Source organism: Deltaproteobacteria bacterium (assembly GCA_026388415.1).
Classification (GTDB): domain Bacteria; phylum Desulfobacterota; class Syntrophia; order Syntrophales; family JACQWR01; genus JAPLJV01.
This window is the reverse complement of the sequence record JAPLJV010000001.1, coordinates 1-18177: the sequence shown is the minus strand read 5'-3', so window position 1 is coordinate 18177 and position 18177 is coordinate 1. Positions and strand designations below refer to the sequence as shown.

At 53.1% G+C, this 18177-nt stretch carries 23 protein-coding genes; 9 read left to right on the top strand and 14 right to left on the bottom strand.

All coding sequences use genetic code 11. The annotated features are described in order from the left end of the window. Positions 1–283: 283 nt before the first annotated feature. From NT140_00115 to NT140_00075, 9 genes are all read right to left on the bottom strand, one after another. Positions 284–427: a hypothetical protein gene (locus NT140_00115; GenBank protein MCX5830295.1), complete on the bottom strand. Its 144-nt coding sequence runs from the start codon at positions 425–427 to the stop codon at positions 284–286. Further along, positions 428–559 carry a hypothetical protein gene (locus NT140_00110; GenBank protein MCX5830294.1) on the bottom strand — a complete coding sequence of 44 codons (132 nt, stop codon included), beginning with the start codon at positions 557–559 and terminating at the stop codon, positions 428–430. It lies immediately after the preceding gene. Positions 560–658: 99 nt separating this feature from the next. Continuing rightward, on the bottom strand, positions 659–928 hold the full coding sequence (locus NT140_00105; GenBank protein ID MCX5830293.1) for a MoaD/ThiS family protein: 270 nt from the start codon (positions 926–928) through the stop codon (positions 659–661). A gap of 26 nt (positions 929–954) precedes the next feature. Then, the gene (locus NT140_00100) at positions 955–1218 is read right to left on the bottom strand and encodes a hypothetical protein (GenBank protein ID MCX5830292.1); all 264 of its coding nucleotides are present in this window, start codon (positions 1216–1218) and stop codon (positions 955–957) included. A 155-nt stretch (positions 1219–1373) separates the two neighbouring features. Beyond that, positions 1374–2507: a cyclopropane fatty acyl phospholipid synthase gene (gene cfa / locus NT140_00095; protein ID MCX5830291.1), complete on the bottom strand. Its 1134-nt coding sequence runs from the start codon at positions 2505–2507 to the stop codon at positions 1374–1376. A 45-nt stretch (positions 2508–2552) separates the two neighbouring features. Then, positions 2553–3377: a hypothetical protein gene (locus NT140_00090; protein MCX5830290.1), complete on the bottom strand. Its 825-nt coding sequence runs from the start codon at positions 3375–3377 to the stop codon at positions 2553–2555. A gap of 16 nt (positions 3378–3393) precedes the next feature. Beyond that, positions 3394–4464, bottom strand: a complete 1071-nt coding sequence (arsB, locus tag NT140_00085) for an ACR3 family arsenite efflux transporter (protein ID MCX5830289.1) — start codon at positions 4462–4464, stop codon at positions 3394–3396. 10 nt (positions 4465–4474) lie between these two features. Next, positions 4475–4894, bottom strand: coding sequence for an arsenate reductase ArsC (locus NT140_00080; protein ID MCX5830288.1), 420 nt, complete (start codon positions 4892–4894; stop codon positions 4475–4477). Positions 4895–4934: 40 nt separating this feature from the next. Beyond that, entirely contained in the window at positions 4935–5285 is a 351-nt protein-coding gene (locus NT140_00075; GenBank protein ID MCX5830287.1) for a metalloregulator ArsR/SmtB family transcription factor, read from the bottom strand. Positions 5286–5758: 473 nt separating this feature from the next. Between NT140_00075 and NT140_00070 the strand changes: the two genes are divergently transcribed. From NT140_00070 to NT140_00035, 8 genes are all read left to right on the top strand, one after another. Next, positions 5759–6973 carry an ABC transporter substrate-binding protein gene (locus NT140_00070; protein ID MCX5830286.1) on the top strand — a complete coding sequence of 405 codons (1215 nt, stop codon included), beginning with the start codon at positions 5759–5761 and terminating at the stop codon, positions 6971–6973. 23 nt (positions 6974–6996) lie between these two features. Further along, positions 6997–7896 (top strand): branched-chain amino acid ABC transporter permease, encoded by a 900-nt coding sequence (locus NT140_00065; GenBank protein ID MCX5830285.1) that lies wholly within the window; start codon positions 6997–6999, stop codon positions 7894–7896. 10 nt (positions 7897–7906) lie between these two features. Beyond that, positions 7907–8851 carry a branched-chain amino acid ABC transporter permease gene (locus NT140_00060; protein ID MCX5830284.1) on the top strand — a complete coding sequence of 315 codons (945 nt, stop codon included), beginning with the start codon at positions 7907–7909 and terminating at the stop codon, positions 8849–8851. After that, the gene (locus NT140_00055) at positions 8852–9601 is read left to right on the top strand and encodes an ABC transporter ATP-binding protein (protein ID MCX5830283.1); all 750 of its coding nucleotides are present in this window, start codon (positions 8852–8854) and stop codon (positions 9599–9601) included. It abuts the gene before it with no gap. Continuing rightward, entirely contained in the window at positions 9589–10278 is a 690-nt protein-coding gene (locus tag NT140_00050; protein ID MCX5830282.1) for an ABC transporter ATP-binding protein, read from the top strand. Before NT140_00055 ends, NT140_00050 begins: the two co-directional genes overlap by 13 nt. 165 nt (positions 10279–10443) lie before the next feature. Then, positions 10444–12072, top strand: coding sequence for a hydroxylamine reductase (hcp, locus tag NT140_00045; protein MCX5830281.1), 1629 nt, complete (start codon positions 10444–10446; stop codon positions 12070–12072). Between the two features lie 18 nt (positions 12073–12090). Continuing rightward, on the top strand, positions 12091–12843 hold the full coding sequence (locus NT140_00040; GenBank protein MCX5830280.1) for an HD domain-containing protein: 753 nt from the start codon (positions 12091–12093) through the stop codon (positions 12841–12843). A gap of 135 nt (positions 12844–12978) precedes the next feature. Beyond that, entirely contained in the window at positions 12979–13725 is a 747-nt protein-coding gene (locus NT140_00035; protein ID MCX5830279.1) for a 4Fe-4S binding protein, read from the top strand. A gap of 166 nt (positions 13726–13891) precedes the next feature. Here the strand turns inward: NT140_00035 and NT140_00030 are convergent, their stop codons facing one another. From NT140_00030 to NT140_00010, 5 genes are all read right to left on the bottom strand, one after another. Then, positions 13892–15085 carry an anaerobic nitric oxide reductase flavorubredoxin gene (locus tag NT140_00030; GenBank protein MCX5830278.1) on the bottom strand — a complete coding sequence of 398 codons (1194 nt, stop codon included), beginning with the start codon at positions 15083–15085 and terminating at the stop codon, positions 13892–13894. 144 nt (positions 15086–15229) lie between these two features. Next, on the bottom strand, positions 15230–16282 hold the full coding sequence (rsmB, locus tag NT140_00025; GenBank protein MCX5830277.1) for a 16S rRNA (cytosine(967)-C(5))-methyltransferase RsmB: 1053 nt from the start codon (positions 16280–16282) through the stop codon (positions 15230–15232). Then, positions 16276–16482: a hypothetical protein gene (locus tag NT140_00020; GenBank protein MCX5830276.1), complete on the bottom strand. Its 207-nt coding sequence runs from the start codon at positions 16480–16482 to the stop codon at positions 16276–16278. Before NT140_00020 ends, rsmB begins: the two co-directional genes overlap by 7 nt. Positions 16483–16489: 7 nt before the next feature. After that, complete coding sequence (gene fmt / locus NT140_00015) at positions 16490–17431, bottom strand: methionyl-tRNA formyltransferase (protein MCX5830275.1); 942 nt, start codon at positions 17429–17431, stop codon at positions 16490–16492. A 25-nt stretch (positions 17432–17456) separates the two neighbouring features. After that, positions 17457–17666, bottom strand: coding sequence for a hypothetical protein (locus tag NT140_00010; GenBank protein MCX5830274.1), 210 nt, complete (start codon positions 17664–17666; stop codon positions 17457–17459). Between the two features lie 176 nt (positions 17667–17842). On the opposite strand from NT140_00010, the gene NT140_00005 reads away from it, so the two are divergent. Next, positions 17843–18177 (top strand): hypothetical protein (locus NT140_00005; GenBank protein MCX5830273.1); only part of this gene is annotated, 335 nt, incomplete at its 3' end.

Below are 18177 nucleotides of genomic sequence, written 5' to 3'. Positions count from 1 at the left end.
GTTCAGGACTTCCAACCTTTTAATGATCTCCGCGGCGGTCTCCTGATTCGCTTGCCTGCCTTCAGAGTAGAGGTCGGCCATTGTCTCGTCCAAACCATTAACACTTACCTGGGTATCGTCAGGAAATCTCAGCATGCGCCGACTAACTGTCGGCGGTTCGCAATCGCCTCAGGTAGTTCATCCTATTATTTCAAACAGTGACATATTACCTCCTCAATTGGTCTTTTATGAGCCCAGCCCGGTGTTCCCTCACGTAATGGGGGGGACTGGGCGCGTAGCTACATCAACTCGCCGTTGTTCTTGATTGCACCTCGCGGAGCTGGGCGTTGACCTTTCCGGCGGAAACAGCCATGACGACAGCCTGGACTGCACCGATCTCCTCTTCGGAAATACCCATATCCCTGGCAACGCCAAGGTAGTGCTGCATTCAGGGATAGCAGCTCACTGCCATGGCCGAAGCAAGGTGAAGCATGAGGGTTGTCTTCGGCTCGAGAATCTTGTTGTAGCGTGCCGAATCGTAGAAATCCTTGAAAGCTTTGGACTGATCTCCTGGTAACATAACTCTCTCCTTAATTTGTTGTCCTTGAAAGAGACCGATGCAGTTTTTTGGTCATTTCAGCTTATGGTGACTAAACTAGTCACCCGCACCTCCGCCTCATCAGTGCCATTTCAGCAGAATATGAATTTCATCACCATCATTTACTTGCTTTGTCAGACCTTCTGCATTGGCGCTCTTTTTGTTAACCTGCACCTGAACGTGCGGATACAGCCGGTCCCCTGACTCATAAAAGAGGGTTTTTTTCATTACGGGGACGAGGCTGACGAGATGGTTGAGACACTCGCCCACTGTCTCGCCATTTACCTCAAACACGTCCTTGCCCTTCGCAAGGTAAGTCAGATTTCTTGAAAGAAATAACTTCACACTCATCCCATGGGTACCTCCTGATGAAGTTTCTATTTCATCATGCCCTGCATATCCATCATGCCCGACTTCATCATGTCCCTGCAGAGCAGCATCATCTCCTTCATCATCTTCTCGGGATTCTTGCTGAATATCTCGCAAAAAGAAGGCATTACGGATTTCATGAAAACCACTTTCTCTTCATCCGTCAGCCTGCTGAACATATCCTTCAATTCATCTGTCGTTGTCATGACTTTTCTCCTTTCATGTTTGGCAGCACTACCTTCGCGCACGCGAAAGGTTTCTTGCGTCGGCATCAGGGTCTCCGGAACCGCCCAGGCATTCGTGGTGCTGTATAACTGCGATCACCCCCGAGCCTGAATACAGAAGAGTCTGATGTCCGTTCCGCAGATGATAATCTTGTCCGCCATGATTCTTTTTGCTCCCATCAGCAGAAAGTTGTTTCACTGCATCACACATTTGCCCTCTCATCACCGAAACGGCATGCCGGTTGTTTGGCACCCTCCTTGGTCATCAATATCTGCCAGACTTGAATATGCCGGGAGCAGAAGGCCCCGGCGCAGGATAGCAGGTAGTATTCCCACATCCTCTTGAATGTACGATCGTATTTTTCCGCGAGTCCGGGCCATGCCTTCTGGAATTGGTCGTTCCAGGCTTGAAGGGTTTTTTCGTAGTGAGGGGACAGATTATGGAGATCTTCGATTACAAAGAGATCTTCCACGGCTTTGGCGATCTGGGCAATACTGGGCAACCTCCCGTTGGGGAAAATATACCGGTCAATCCAGGGATCACCGCTTACTCGGGAATCATTGCCGCCGATGGTGTGAAGCAGAAATATCCCCCCTTCTTTCAGACAACGATCGGCAACTTTCATGAAAGTCCGGTAGTTTTTCTGTCCCACATGTTCGAACATGCCGACGGATATGATCTTGTCAAAGGTCCCCCGGATTTGCCGGTAGTCCTTATGGAGGACGTTCACGGGCAGGTCTTTGCAAAATTCACGGGCATGCCGGACCTGTTCCTCAGATATATTGACAGCCGTTACCGTGCAGCCGTGCGTTTCGGCGGCATAGCGCGCGAAGCCGCCCCAGCCGCAACCGATATCCAGGACATGATCCTGAGGTTGGAGGTCGATCTTCCGGCAGATAAGTTCCAGCTTTTTCCGCTGGGCTTCCACCAGATCGTCCGTCCCTGCAAAGTAGGCGCAACTGTACTGTTTGTAGGGGTCAAGAAAAGAAAAAAAGAGCTCATTGCCGAGATCGTAGTGCCTGCGGGCGACGATTTCCGCCCGGGTTAGTGACTGGAGATTGAAGAGCCTGCCGGAGAGATAAGGCAAGAGAGTTTTCAGGTTCCCCTTGATTTTTGCCTCCAGCTTTTCCCCGAGAAGTCGGCAGATAAACCCATCGATCCGGGAACAGTCCCACCAGCCCTCCATGTAGGATTCCCCCAGCCCGAGACTGCCGTCTTTCAGTAGGCGTGAGTAAAGTCGCTCGTTCCGCACCCGGATGTCCCAGGGATTGGGACCGTTGACTCGGACGCCGGTATCGGAAAGCAATTGTTCGATCATCTTCGCTTGCGTATTCATTGCCATCCTCCCTTCTCACGACTTGATAACGTTTTTTATTTCTGTCTACCCTTGTTCGCCGGCCTTTAGTCCCATTCCGGCACATATTTCGAGCAATGGCTCTCTCAGAAAAGCGAACTTGTCATCTTCCTCAAAAACCGGGAGACAAAGCCTCACGGAGGCTGCACCGGTCCAGACCTTTACGGCAAAGGCGAGACAGGTTGGCTCGCTGCATAAGCCGCAGTTCGTTCGAGGCAGCCGCTTGAAAATCTCGATCGCGGGCGGCTTTTTGCGGATTTCAAAGGAAGGCTCGATCGTGCTCCGGTCGTTCCAGGTCTGCTCCGCAAGTTGGCGAATGTCTTCGAGGGTCCGCCAGGCATCCACAATCTCGTCTGCCTTGGCAATCGTGATGCGCTGACGGTACAGCGCTATCATCCGGTATCCTTCCATATAGGTAAGGGTCTCAGCCGCAGGCGTGTATAATGCTTGCGGGATAACCGCGTTCAGGTAAGGCAGGACTGGTCCCAGATCTCCCTCCAGGTGCGCAATCAGCCGGATCTTCGTTTCATCGGCAACACATGGTCCCAGGAACATAATGGAGGAACGCCGAAAACAGTCATCAGATTTTGGCTCCTGCGGCGCCGGTCCGTCGAGCATCTCTACACGGGACACCCGGTAATTCACCCAGCCGGAAAAAACGACCGTCGGGGCCAGGGCCTCCAGACGTCCCCGGCCTTCCCGGCTCATGACAAGCGCCGGCAAGGCGACCAGCGACAGCGCCGGGCTCGGTTCGATACGCTCGTAGGCGGCGTCTATGGTTTCGAGAACCGCCACGGCCCGGTTGAGCTCTTCTTGCGCGGGAAAAGTTGTTAAAATCAAATCAGCGTTCATCTTAATGTAAGTCTCTTCATCGGGATGTACTTGTCTGAATTTGTTCAGCGAAGTACCGTCGCTGGAACCAGAAGGCAACGTTGACCAAGCCGATCATGACCGGCACTTCCACCAGGGGACCGATCACGGCTGCAAAGGCCGCCCCGGAGTTGAGGCCGAAGACGGCCACTGCCACGGCGATGGCGAGTTCAAAGTTGTTGCTGGCAGCCGTAAAAGCCAGGGTAGTGGTTTTGCCGTAGTCGGCCCCGACCTTCCTGCCCATCCAGAAAGACATCAGAAACATCACCACGAAGTAGATCAAGAGCGGGATAGCGATGCGCACCACGTCTAAGGGAATCTGGACGATGAGGTCGCCCTTGAGACTGAACATGACGACGATGGTAAAGAGCAAGGCAATCAGGGTGATGGGGCTGATCTTGGGGACCACCACGGCATGGTAGCGCTCCCGCCCCATGATCTTGACGCCGATAAATCGGGTCAGCGCGCCGGCGATGAAGGGAATGCCGAGATAGATGAAGACGCTCTCGGCGATCTGGCCGATGGTGATGGCGACCACCGCCCCTTTAAGACTGAAGAGCGGCGGCAGCACACTGATGAAGAACCAGGCATAGACGCTGAAGAAGATGACCTGGAAGATGCTGTTAAAGGCGACCAGACCGGCGGCGTACTCCGTATCCCCCTTGGCCAGATCGTTCCAGACGATGACCATGGCAATGCAGCGCGCCAGCCCGATCATGATCAGCCCGACCATGTATTCCGGCTTGTCGTGCAGAAAAACGATGGCCAGGATAAACATGAGAATCGGGCCGACCACCCAGTTCTGTACCAGCGAGAGACCGAGTATCCGCTTGTTGCGGAAGACGTCCCCCATCTCCTCATACTTCACCTTGGCGAAGGGTGGATACATCATCAGGATCAGGCCCGCGGCGATGGGAATATTCGTGGTCCCGACGGTAAATAAGTTGACGAAGTCCTTGACCCCGGGGATGAGCCAGCCAGCGCCGACGCCTGCTGCCATGGCGGCAAAAATCCAGAGGGTCAGGTAGCGGTCGAGAAAGGAAAGTTTCTTACTGATTGAGCTGGTCATGGTTGCCTCCTTAAATTGATTCATTTGTAAAGAACTCTATAAGCCTGGCTTTGATTTCATCCCGCACCGTCCGGAATGCCGTCCTAATTTCCTCCTCGCTACCCGTGGCCGCTGCCGGATCGGCGAAGCCCATGTGTATCTTTTTGACGCCACCGAAGAACAGCGGGCATTGTTCATTGGCGCTATCGCAGAGGGTAATGACATAATCGAACTGTTGATCGGCGAATTCGTCCATGACTTTGGAACGATGACCGGAGATAGCGATACCGATCTCCGCCATGCTTTGAATCGCCCGTGGATTAACAGAAGTCGGTGTTGTTCCTGCCGAATAGGCCTCGATTTTATCCCCCAGTTCGTGATTGACGATGCCTTCCGCCATCTGTGATCGGCAGGAATTATTCGTACAGATGAAAAGGACTCTTTTTTTCATTCTCGCTCTTCCTCAGTGCTATGGTTTTTCTCCTCTCCCATCAACTGCACTTGGTCTGGTCTTTCTGCTCAAGCCAGATATCAAGTTTTTTTAGGAGCTCAACGGCTTCTTGGCGGTGGGCCAAGGTGGAACGGAGTGTTTCCAGAAAGGTCCGCACAAAATCATCGGCCGCCGGCTGAAGCGAGTAATAGATCCAGAGCCCGACGCGCCGGTCAGTTACCAGGCCGGCATTGTACAAAATCCGCAGGTGCCGGGACGCCTTGGACTGGGTCACTTCGAGTACCGCCATGAAGTCGCAGACACATAACTCCCGGTGGTTCAAGAGGAGCCAGAGCATATTCAAGCGGGCTTCATCGGCAAGGACTTTGAAAAACGCTGCGGCTTTTTTCATGTTTATTCTCCTGAAAGGTTTATATTCATATAACCGGCTATACAAATATTGTCAAGAGGCAACATTAAAATCCGTTGAAAGGCTATGACCACAACATTATACTGAACTCAGGAGCCGCGCCACTGAAAGCAGCGGCCAGATCAATCTTTCAAACACAAATCTTCGGAAGGTTCCGGCTATAACAGGTGTTGCTTTGTAGAAGGTGATGCCAATAAGCAGCGCATGTTTTTTAGTTAAGAAGTACGGGTTGAACTCTTCTACAAAATCAAACCGGCCTCGCTTGTTGACTTCAATAAGTAACAGATGTTGCACGGCGTCGAGCGTGAGCGGATGCAACCAATTATAGCAAGCCGGGTCCTGTCATCTACACTCTTTGACAACAGGATTAATATTGACAAATACAGGCATATATTTTAGAAGATTCCTAAAAGGGACGGAATAACAGGCTTAAAAAATTGAAAGGAGATGTAGCTATGAAAAAATCGTTAGTAATTTCCATATCTTTGTTGCTCTTTGTCGGTTTGTTGGCAGTATGTCCGCTCTCGTATGCCGCAGACACAATCAAGGTGGGTATTGTTGACACCTACACGGGGCCGGCAACGACATTCACCATGGATGTCCTGGACGGATTCAAGATGGCCGTCAATGAAATCAATGCCAAGGGCGGGGTCCTCGGGAAAAAGATTGAATATACTACCCGCGACGAGAAGTTTAAACCGGATATCGGCCTGGCCATGGCTAAAGAGCTGGTAATGAAGGAAAATGTTGACATTCTCATGGGTACGATCAACAGCGCGACGACCCTTGCCATTTCCGATTTCGTGAAAAAAGAGAAGATACCGTTTTTCGTGACCTTTGCCAAAAGCGATAAGATCATCGGCGAAAAAGGGCACAAGTACATCTTCAATATGAACGAAAATACCGCGATGGCTGGCAAGGCGGCTGCCCTGGCCCTGGCGAAAAAACCCTACCTGAAATACTGGATTGCCGGTGACGATTATGAATACGGCCACGCCATTGCCGATAGTCTATGGAATAATCTGAAAAATCTGAAACCACAGGTACAGAAGGTTGGAGAATCCTGGTGGAAGGTGGGAGAAGCAGATTTTACCCCTTATATTACCCAGATTCTCGCCGCCAAGCCTGATTTCATCATCGTAGCCACGGGCGGCTCCGGCATGGTCAATTTCCAGAAGGCCGCCAAGGCGACCGGCTTGAGCCAGAAGATACCGTTCTATCAGCATACGGCTATCGAGCTTTCCGTGCTAAGGCCCCAGGAACAAAATGCGCCGGAAGGCGTCTTCGGAACGGCCAACTATTTTTTCTACTATCCTGACACCCCGGCGAACAGGGCATTTGTTGCCGAATTCAAAAAGACCTACAACAGAGAGCCGCGCATAGGAGCTCTTTCCGGGTATATGACCGCCAGGTTCATCGCCGAAGGGTACAAAAAAGCGGGCAAGATTGATGCGGAAGCTCTCATCAAGGCCCTCGAAGGCATGTCGCTTGACAGCCCGGTGGGTCCGCTTGCAATCAGAGGGTGCGACCACCAGCTTGAGCTTCCCATGTATTTCGGAATCACGAAGAAGGATCCCAAGTACGATTTTCTCGTCGCCGGCAATATTCAGGTAATCCAAGCCAAGGATTATATGACTACCTGTGACGAGATAGCAAAGGACCGCAAGTAAGAATTCTCTCACAGGAGTTCTGCATGGATGCCATCTATTCGATAATACCGGCGGGTGTTCTGTCGCAGGTTTTTGTGGGTCTGAGCCGGACCACGATTCTCTTCATCGTGGCCTCCGGCCTGACCCTCATCCTGGGGGTCCTCCGGATCCCCAATGTGGCCCATGGCTCTCTCTACATGATCGGCGCCTTTGCCGCTTTCACGGTGACGAAGCTGTGCGGCGGGGGCTCGGCCGGTTTCTGGATGGCCCTCCTTATTGCCCCGTTAGTGGTGGCCCTTATCAGTCTGATTGCGGAACGGGGGATGTTTCAGTTCCTCTACGAACGGGAACACCTCATGCTCCTCCTCCTGACCTTTGCGTTTTCCCTCGTTTTTGGCGACCTCGTGAAGCTTGTGTGGGGCGGCGAGTACAAATCAGTGCCCGTGCCCCTTATTTTTCAGGGTTTTGTGCCGCTCTTCGGGGGGCTTCCCTTCCCCCGCTATAACCTCTTTCTGCTCCTTGCCGGCCCTTTGGTGGCAGTACTCCTCTGGCTGCTGACGAACAAGACCAAGATCGGGAAGATAGCAAGGGCGGCGGCCGTGGACAGGGAGATGGTAGGAGCGGTGGGCATCAACGTAAGCTGGGTCTTCGCCTCCGTCTTTGTCATCGGCTGTTACCTGGCCGGGCTGGGAGGGGTCCTCGTGGCGCCTACGGTGAGTGTCACCCTCGGCATGGACCACAACCTCATTATCGAAGCCTTCCTCATTGTCATCATGGGAGGGTTGGGAAACATCTGGGGCGCTTTGCTCGGCGCCCTGATCTTCGGCCTGACGCAGTCATTGGGCATTCTCATCTGGCCGCAATTTGGCATTATTTTCCCCTATCTTGCCGTGGTGGTCGTATTGCTGTTCCGGCCGACGGGACTTCTCAAATCTACCTGGTAAGGGAGCATATATGAGCAAGAAAACCCTTTTCTGGCTGGGCGCAGGCATTATCCTGCTGCTGTTGTTCCCTGCATTTCTCCCGCGCTTTTACGTTTATCTCGTCTCGATCATTTTACTCTACGGCCTGCTGGCCACGAGCCTGAATCTTGTCCTCGGATACGGGGGGATTTTCCAGTTCCACCACGCCGTCTTCTACGGGGTTTGCGCCTATGGAACAACGCTGATACTGACGAAGACGGCTCTGCCCCCAATGCTGGCATTCATTGTCGGGCCCCTGGTAGCGGCCGCCTTCGGCCTTGTTATCGGCATCATCTGTATCCGCCTTTCCAAGCTTTATTTCGGCATGCTGCAGATCTCGCTCGGTTCCTTAGTCTGGGCCATTGTTTACCGCTGGTATTCCTTTACGGGAGGCGATGACGGGATACACGGCGTACCCATTCCGGAGCTCCTTGCCACGCCGAAGAGCGCCTACTATTTTACGGTCATCGTTACCCTGGTATGTCTTTTTATCATGTGGAAGATTCTCCACTCCCCTTTCGGAAGCGCTCTCCAGGGCATCAGGGATAATCCCGTGCGCAGCGAGATGATCGGAATAAACGTCAGAATGCATCAACTCCTGGCCCTGGCCCTGGCCGGATTTTTTGCGGGGGTGGCCGGTTCTCTTTTTGTTGTCGTGGATAATACGGTTTTCCCCGATATGCTTTTCTGGACCTTCTCCCTGGAGATCCTCATCATGTGTTTGCTCGGGGGGTGGTTTACCTTCCTGGGACCCATGCTGGGAGCTGCCGTCATCGTTGTTCTGAGAACCTTTGTGAGTACCTATACCGGCTATTGGGCGCTTGTGCTCGGTATTATCATGATGCTCGTCATCTTTTTCCTGCCCAACGGCATCCTTGGCTATGTTGAGGAAAAATTCAAAAGAGGATTTATAGAACCGGAAATAAGGGAGCAATAAGTGTTAGAGGTAACATCCATATCAAAAACCTTTGCCGGCTTCAAGGCGGTGAACAAGGCCAACCTGACAGTGGAAAAAGGTGAAATCGTGGCCGTCATCGGGCCCAACGGGGCCGGGAAGACCACGCTATTTAACCTCATTACCGGAATTATCAAGCCTGATTCCGGCCGGGTGCTCTTTAAAAATGAAGATATTACCGGGCTTTCTCCCCATGAGGTCTGCCGCAAGCGCATCTCCCGCTCCTTTCAGATAGTCAACGTTTTTCAAAGGCTGACCGTTTTTGAAAACGTGCAGATATCCGTATTATCACGCGAGAAAAAAACCTGGAACCTCTTTACCCCTTCGACAAGTCTGGCAATTAAAGAAACGGATGAGATCCTTGCCAGCGTCGGCCTCTTGAAGAAAAAAAATCGCACAACAGCGCTCCTCTCCCACGGTGACCGCAAAGTCCTGGAGATCGCCATGGCCCTGGGGGGTAGCCCCGAGTTCCTGATCCTCGATGAACCTACTGCCGGCATGGCCGCCGAAGAAACCTCGCGTTGTATTGACCTTATAAAAAAGCTTTCCCAGACCATGGGACTTACTATCCTCTTTTGCGAGCACGACATGGAGATTGTCTTCGGAATTGCCAACCGGATTATGGTCATGGTGAGAGGCGGTACAATTATCCAGGGATCCTGTGAGGAAGTGCGCTGCAACGAGGCGGTACAGGATGCATACCTGGGGGGGAGTGACGTATGCTTGATGTAAGGGGGATTGAAACATATTACGGCTCCAGCCATATCCTTTTCGGCGTCTCCCTCGCCGTCAACAAAGGAGAGGTGGTAGGGCTCCTGGGCAGAAACGGCGCCGGCAAGAGCACCACCATGCGGAGCATCATGGGCCTGACCCCCCCCCGGCAAGGGCGCGTATCCTTCAACGATGAAGACATTACGGGCCTCAAACCATTTTTGCACTTCCGCAAAGGAATCGCTTATGTGCCCGATGATCGCCGGGTCTTTGCCGATTTAAGCGTTGACGATAACCTGGAGATAGTGTTTCGCCGCGGCATCGAATGGAACAAGGAGAGGGTTTACGAGATATTCCCCGCTCTGGCTGAAATAAAAACAAGAAGAGCCGGAAACTTAAGCGGCGGCGAACAGCAGATGCTCACCATTGCCCGGGGCCTGATGGGGGGGCCGGAGCTGCTCCTGCTGGACGAACCGACGGAAGGACTGGCGCCGCTCATTGTCCGTGACCTCGAAGAACAGATTCTCAAGCTGCGGGATGCCGGCATCAGCATTCTCCTTTCGGAACAGAACGTCAGATCGGCGCTGAAGATGATCAGCCGGGCCTACGTCATTGATAACGGTAGAATTCGCTTTGAAGGGACTGTAGCCGAGCTCGAAGCGAACGAAGAGGTGAAGAAGAAGTATTTGATGGTATAGGCAATCACAATCCGGATCCACAACCTCGATGTCCCCGATCCCACCGCTTACGAAGCCCTCTTTCTGTGCACGAGCGGGCTATGTCTTTAACTTTATTGTGCAGTCAATCAATACTGACGATCAAACCACTTACATAGGAGGGATACCAAGATGGCAGAGAATAAAATGTTTTGCTACCAGTGTGAACAAACCGCCAAAGGTGCAGCTTGCACAATTATGGGAGTCTGCGGCAAGGAACCGGATGTGGCCGCTCTGCAGGATCTGCTGGTCTATGCCCTGAAGGGTCTGGCTCTGTACGCCCTGGAAGGTCGTAAAGTCGGAGTTCGCAACAAGGAGGCCGACGCCTTCACCAGTGACGGGCTTTTTGCCGTCATCACCAACGCGAATTTCGACCCGCAGCGCTTCGACGGTCTGATCCGGCAATGTGTCGCCCTGCGGGAAAGCCTGAAAGAAAAAGTGCGCGCGGCCGGCGGCAAAATTGATTTTACCGAGGCAACGGCCACTTTCCAGCCGGCGGCAACCCTGAGCGGCCTGATCGCCCAAGGAGAGAAGGTCGGTCTGAAGTCCGACCCGGATATCAACAGTGATATTCTCTCGCTCCAGCACATCCTGCTTTTCGGTCTTAAAGGGGTGGCTTCATACGCCCACCACGCCCGCATCCTGGGCCAGGAGGACGACTCTATTACTGCTTTCCTCCAGGAAGGGCTGGCAGCCACCTTGAGAAAGGATCTGGGTCTGAACGACTGGGTCGCCCTGGTGCTGAAGTGCGGCGCGGTAAATCTCCGGACGATGGAGCTACTCGATGCCGGCAATACCGGGACTTACGGACATCCGACGCCCACAAGCGTACCCCTGGGGGCTAAAAAGGGCAAGGCCATCCTCGTCTCCGGCCATGACCTAAAAGACCTGGAGGAACTGCTCAAGCAGACGGAGGGCAAGGGCATCAATATCTACACCCACGGTGAAATGCTGCCGGCCCACGGCTATCCGGGTTTGAAAAAATACGCCCATCTCTATGGTCACTACGGAACCGCCTGGCAAAATCAGGCCAAAGAGTTCGCGGAATTTCCCGGGACCATACTGATGACGACCAACTGCATCCAGAAACCGCGCGAAACTTATCAGGACAACATCTTCACGAGCGGCCCAACCGGCTGGCCCGGAGTACCCCACATCGCCGACGGTAACTTCAAGCTGCTGATTGACAAGGCGCTGACCCTGCCCGGTTTCCCGGCGGATACCAAGGGACGGGAGGTGCTCGTGGGCTTTGCCAGAAACGCGGTCCTCGGCGTGGCCGACAAGGTCATCGAGGCCGTCAAGGGTAAGGCCATCCGCCATTTTTTCCTCGTTGCGGGATGCGACGGCGCCAAACCGGGCCGCAATTACTATACCGAGTTTGTGGAGAAGGCCCCCGCCGATACGGTAATCCTCACGCTCGCCTGCGGCAAGTTCCGCTTTTTCGACAAAGAGCTGGGCAATATTGGCGGTATTCCGCGCCTGCTGGACATCGGCCAGTGCAATGACGCCTACTCGGCCATCCAGATCGCCGTGGCTCTGGCCGGTGCTTTCGGTGTCGGCGTCAATGACCTGCCCCTGTCCATGATCCTCTCCTGGTACGAGCAGAAAGCGGTCGCAATACTGCTGACCCTGCTGCACCTGGGAATCAAGAATATCCGCCTGGGCCCCACGCTCCCGGCCTTTATCACCCCGAACGTACTCGATGTGCTGGTCAAGACCTTTGACATCAAGCCGATCACCACGGTGGATGAGGATCTGAAGGCGATTCTGGGATAAAGGGCAGGGTGAAAGGATATGCAATGTCCCGGACAGGATACGCGCTACTGGAAACCGGGGGCCATCTTCGACGTCCCTTGCCCCAAGTGCGGTCATGTCATTGAGTTTTTCAAGGATGAGTCTGCCCGCAAATGTAAAAATTGCGGCAACAAGATTATCAATCCCCGGATGGATTTCGGCTGTGCTTCCTATTGCCAGCACGCGGAACAGTGCCTGGGAGAACTGCCGCCGGAATTACTGGCTCAGAGAAAGGATCTCCTGAAAGACCGCGTGGCGATAGAAATGAAACGCTACTTCAGACAGGACTTCCGGCGCATCGGTCACGCCACCAAGGTGGCCCGGTTGGCAGAGCAGATTGCGAGGGAAGAACGGGGAGATATGGTGGTGGTTCTGTGCGCCGCCTATCTCCACGATATCGGCATTCACGAGGCGGAACGTAAGCATGGCAGCACGGAAGCAAGGTATCAGGAAGAAGAGGGGCCGCCCATCGCCCGGGAGATTCTGGCTAAACTCTCGGCCAGCAGGGATATCATAGATGAGGTCTGCGATATCATCGGGCGTCATCATCACCCCCGCGCCGAGGAAACGGTCAATTTCAAGATTGTTTACGATGCAGATTTGATTTCTAACCTGGAGGAAAAAGAAGAACCCGTTGATGGGGAAAAGCTGGGCGTCATTATGGAAAAGTTATTTTTCACGGCCAGCGGCCGGAAACTGGCCGGGGAGCTTCTGATTACCCCCCATGCCCGTCGCGGGCACAACGAAGGATGAAAATGCCTTCTGTCATTCCGGACCCGATCCGGAATCTAGGTGTAAAGGACTGGATACCGGCCTTTCCCCGTCAAGCGAGGACCGAAAAGAGCGCCGGTATGACGATCCATTTCCATATAAAAGGAGATGTGAAAAATGAAAATAATGCGCAAAATAATACAGATAGAAGAAGATAAATGCGACGGTTGCGGACAATGTGTGCCTTCCTGCGCCGAGGGAGCCATTCAGATCGTGGAAGGCAAGGCCCGCCTGATGGCCGAAAAATACTGCGATGGTCTTGGCGCCTGTCTCGGAGAGTGCCCTAACGATGCCCTCCACGTGATAGAGCGGGAAGCCGATGATTTTGACGAAGAAGCCGTGGAAGAGCACCTGCAGAAGTCTCCTCCGCCTCCACCCCCAACTGCGCCGACCATGGCCTGCGGTTGTCCCTCAACCCAGATACAGGACTTCAAGAGGCCCTTCAAATCCTGCGAGGAGGCCAACAAGCCTGCCTCTTACCAAAGTAACGTCTCTGCCCTCTCCCATTGGCCGGTGCAGATAAAACTGGTACCTCCGACCGCGCCGTTCCTGAAGGGAGCGGATCTGCTCGTTGCTGCCGACTGCACGCCCTTTGCCTACGCCGATTTCCATCGCGATTTTCTCCAGGGCAAGGTGCTCATGGTCGGGTGCCCGAAATTCGACGACGCCGAGGCCTACATCCAGAAATTCACTGATGTTTTCAAAATGTCGGGGGTGAAGAGCGTAACTGTTCTTACCATGGAAGTCCCCTGCTGTCAGGGGTTGCCTGTGATCGTCAAAAGGGGAATGGCGGCAGCCAATGCGAACCTCCCCATGAGTCATGTTGTAGTCAGCCTGAGGGGAGAGGTTGTCCGGAGGGAGTGAGCTTTCACGTTCCTATCTTGCCATCTTTGATGGTCTGGTCAAAAGTCGTCACACCGGTGAAAACCGGTGTCCAGTGCTTTTGTAACGCGTTGAAATTTCTGGATTCCGGTGTTTCCCCGTCGAGCGAGGACTAAACAGAGCACCGGAATGACGATTCTTTATTTGTTCAAATTTTCAGCAGCGAGGCAAAGGTTTTCCCGAAATTGAGGCAGTTTTCCCGGCCCTGCTGGTCGGGATTCCACATTTCCCTGATTCCGTCATGGACGATTTCGAATCCGCCCTCCCGCAGTTTTTCTGTTATCATTTTCAGCGATTCACCGCTCCAGCCATAACTGCCGAAGGCGGCGGCTTTTTTGTTTTTGAAGGACAATCCCCGTATTTCCTCGAGGATGCCGGCAATATGGGTAAGGATGCCTTTACCGATGGTCGGAGAGCCGACCAAGATTGCCTTCGACTTAAAGATTTCCGTAATAATATCGTTTTTGTCGGAACGGGCGCAGTTGAAAAGTTTGACGGCGATTTTATCATCGCTCTGCCGGATACCTGCGGCAATCGCCTCCGCCATCTTACGCGTCGAGTTCCACATGGTGTCATAAATAATGGTTATCTGGTTTTCCTGATAGTCACCAGCCCATTCCAGATATTTATTGACGATCTGGAGCGGGTCCTGCCGCCAGATAATCCCGTGGCTTGTGCAGATCATATCCACCGGCACATTCAATCCCACTACCTCCTTTATTTTCCTGTCCACCAGCCTGCTGAACGGCGTCAGGATATTGGCGTAATACTTGATGCATTCCTGATATAACTCCACCTGGTTGACCAGGTCGTTAAACATCAGCTCTGATGCATAATGCTGCCCGAAGGCGTCGTTACTAAACAGAATATTGTCCCCGGTAAGATAGCAGAACATGGTGTCCGGCCAGTGCAGCATGGGGGCCTCGATAAATATCAACTCCTTATTCCCCAGGCTTAATTTATCGCCCGTCTTGACCGGCTTAAAATTCCAGTCCTGATGATATTGGCCTTTCAGGGATTTGATGGCATTGGCGGTGCAGTATACCGGTCTGTCAGGGATTTCCCGCATAAGTTCCGGCAAGCCTCCGCTGTGATCCGGCTCGCCGTGATTGGCAATCACAAAATCAATACTGCTGAGCGCACCCGTCTGTTTGAGATTGTGGACAAATTCCTTCGCAAAAGGCGTCCATACCGTATCTATCAGGGCGGTCTTCTCATCCTGGACCAGATAGGAATTGTAGGAAGAACCACGATGCGTGGAATATTCTTCGCCGTGGAATTTCCTCAGTTCCCAGTCTATTTTCCCTACCCAGGTGATATTTTCCTTAATCCTGAAGCTCATTGCTGCACCTCCCGCATTGTTTAGCCAAAAATTGTTGTCATCCCCGCATGCTTCTATCGGGGATATATGCACATGCTATTGCCAAGTTTATCAACGGCAGGGGGATTATGGTGATTTTGTGTAATAATGTCAAGAGCCATAAATTCAGCCCCGTTTTTTCACCAGAACCGCGCCAAAAAAACCATCCGTGCCGTGGCTGGCCGTATTGGTGCGGAAAAATCCCCGCTGGTCTGTTAGCGCCCGATCTATTGATGCCGGCGGCGGCGCTGAATAAAAGTCCCTGTGATGCTTGAGAAAATCAGCTATAACGGCCTCGTTTTCTTCCGGCATGACCGTGCAGACACTATACACCAGCGTTCCGCCCCTTTTTAAGCAGGCGGAAGCGCTGTGCAGCAGTTGCTTTTGCAGGCCGGAAAGGGATTTAGGGTCACGCGCACGGAGGCGCCATTTTATTTCCGGATTTCTTCTCAAGGTTCCAAGCCCCGAGCAGGGCGCATCAACGAGCGCCCGGTCGAATTGTCCCTGCCAGGAAGGCCCCTTGTCGGTTGCGGCGTCTCCAACCCGGGTCTCCACGATCCCGATACCCAGTCTGTTCGCCAGTTCCCGCAGCGAGGCGAGCTTCCCGGTGTGAATGTCGCAAGCGGCAATCATCCCCTTGTTGTCCATAATTTCGGCCAGATGAGTTGTTTTTACCCCTGTGCCGGCGCAAAGATCAAGGACATTTTCCCCCGGTTGCGGCGCCGTAAGCAGTCCGACCAATTGGGAGGCCTCGTCCTGCAGCAGTACGTGGCCTTTTTGGTAACTTGCCGTCTCGCGCAGAGACGGTCCGTGTTTGGCAATATTGAGGCCATGGGGGGAAAAAACTGTTTCCCCGGCCTCAATATTGTCTGCTGCCAGCTCCCTCCTCGCTTCTTCTCTGGTCACTTTCAGCCCGTTGACCCGGAGCGTAATCGGCGGGATCTCATTGTTGGCGGCACAGAGGGCTGCCGTCTCTTCCACACCGAAGCTTTTCAGCCAGCGTTCCACCAGCCAGCGGGGATGAGAATGCAAAACGGCAATATGTTCCAGGGGGGCTTCTGTCAAATTGGGATAAACCAGGTTCTCCCGCTTCCGGAGGTAATTTCTCAGAATGGCGTTCACGAGTCCGGCGCTGCCGGGCTGGTGGATTTTGGCGAGCTTGACGGCTTCATCTACCACGGCAAAGACAGGTATCCGGCTGCCAGGTGGCCTTGCTGCCGCAGTACGCCGTAAACCAGCTCGGTCAGAAGCCTCCGATCGTGGATATTGGTCAGGTCCTGGGTAGAAAGGCAGGCGTCGAGCAATGGTTCGGCATAAGCATCGGTCAATGCTACCCGGTTCAATATTTCGACGGCCATGCCGCGTGGTGTCATTGGCACAATAATATTAAAGCCCCAAAGATGTTCCTGCCTGAACCTCATAGCCCCGGAGAAAGTCTTCTATGGGCATCCTTTTTTTATTTTCCATCTGTACATCGAGGAGATTAACCCAGCCATTTCCGGCCGCCACCTTCAGTCCCCTTCCCTTCTGGCTGATGATCGTCCCCGGTGCCACGCCCGTGTCTGTTATCTCTGCGCTGGCGCTGAGGATTTTTAGTTTCTTCCCGGCCAGAAAGGTAAAGGCCCCCGGCGACGACGATAAACCACGGATGAGATTGACAAGGGATGACACATCCTGCCCCCATAGCAGAAGCCCATCTTCCTTATTTAAACGCGGGGCATAAGTGGCGGCGGCACCGTTTTGAGACACTCTCTGAACCGTACCGTTAGCCGCCATTACAATTGCGCGGATCAGCAGCTCCGCTCCCCGGTGGGCCAGACGGTCGTGCAGTTGATCAAATGTTTCGTCCCCTCCGATCGGGGTTTCCTCCTGCAAAATAATATCTCCCGCATCCAGTTTCTCCGTCATCTGCATGATGGTGACACCGCTCACCTTTTCACCGTTAATGATGGCCCGGTTGATCGGCGCGGCGCCCCGGTATTTCGGCAGGAGAGAGGGATGGATATTGAGGCAGCCCAGGGGCGGACGATCCGTGATTTCTTTGGGCAGCAACTGGCCGTAAGCCGCCAGCACAACTAAATCAGGCGCCAGAGAGTGGAATGTTGCCAGAAAGCCGTCATCTCTCATCCGTTCCGGCTGCATGATGGGCAACTGGTGGGCCAGGGCCATAACCTTCACCGGCGACGGCAGACATGCCCGCCCCCGCCCCTGCGGACGGTCCGGCTGGGTAACGACCCCGACCAGTGGATATTTTTCGTCCAGCAGGAGGGACAGTGCCGGCAGGGCGAATTCCGGTGTCCCCATAAAAATTATGCGGGGCTTGATCATCGTAGAAAAATCTTCCTTTTCCTGTTTATCTATCAAAGTAGTATGATGACAGTATAAGAAACAAAAAAATGGATGGCAAGGAATAAATTCCCGCCCTCATTAAAATAGCGACCGCCGATCCGAATTCCTCCTCAAACCGCACCGCCAGTCCCTGTTTTTCGCTGCCAAATATCCCTTGACAAGCAAAAACAGCCCCACTAAACTGCCTCGTTTCAGGGGCAAAACTGCTTTTCATACTTTTCCACCGAAGGAGGGCAACAGGATATGAGATCATGCCGCAATAAAGCTTGGACTTGCGCCGTAATAATCACATTTAGTCTATTTATTTATACGTTTTCTTTCGCACAAACCGGAAACATTGTCGGTGCGGAATTTAAAGATGGGAGCATCATATACGGAAGAGTTATTAAAATGAACGTTTACGATATCCACATTGAAACGGAAGACGGCAAAATAATATCCCGTAAGTTTGAGGACGTGGTCAATTTTATTAAAGATACCGGCGTTGATGCAAAACAGGAATCCAAGACACCCATGGAAGAGAAGGTTTCACAAGACAAACAGGTTGATAAAATACTTCCTGCCGTATCCTCTGAATCCTTAGATGTCAGTGGCGTAAAACAGAAATCATCTACCTTTGAAATGGGCTTCATGTACTATAACTTTGATTACAAGGAAGACTTTCCCCCGCCGGGCAAGAGTGAGGAGAATGGATGGCTGCCCGGCATCTATTTCGACTATACCTT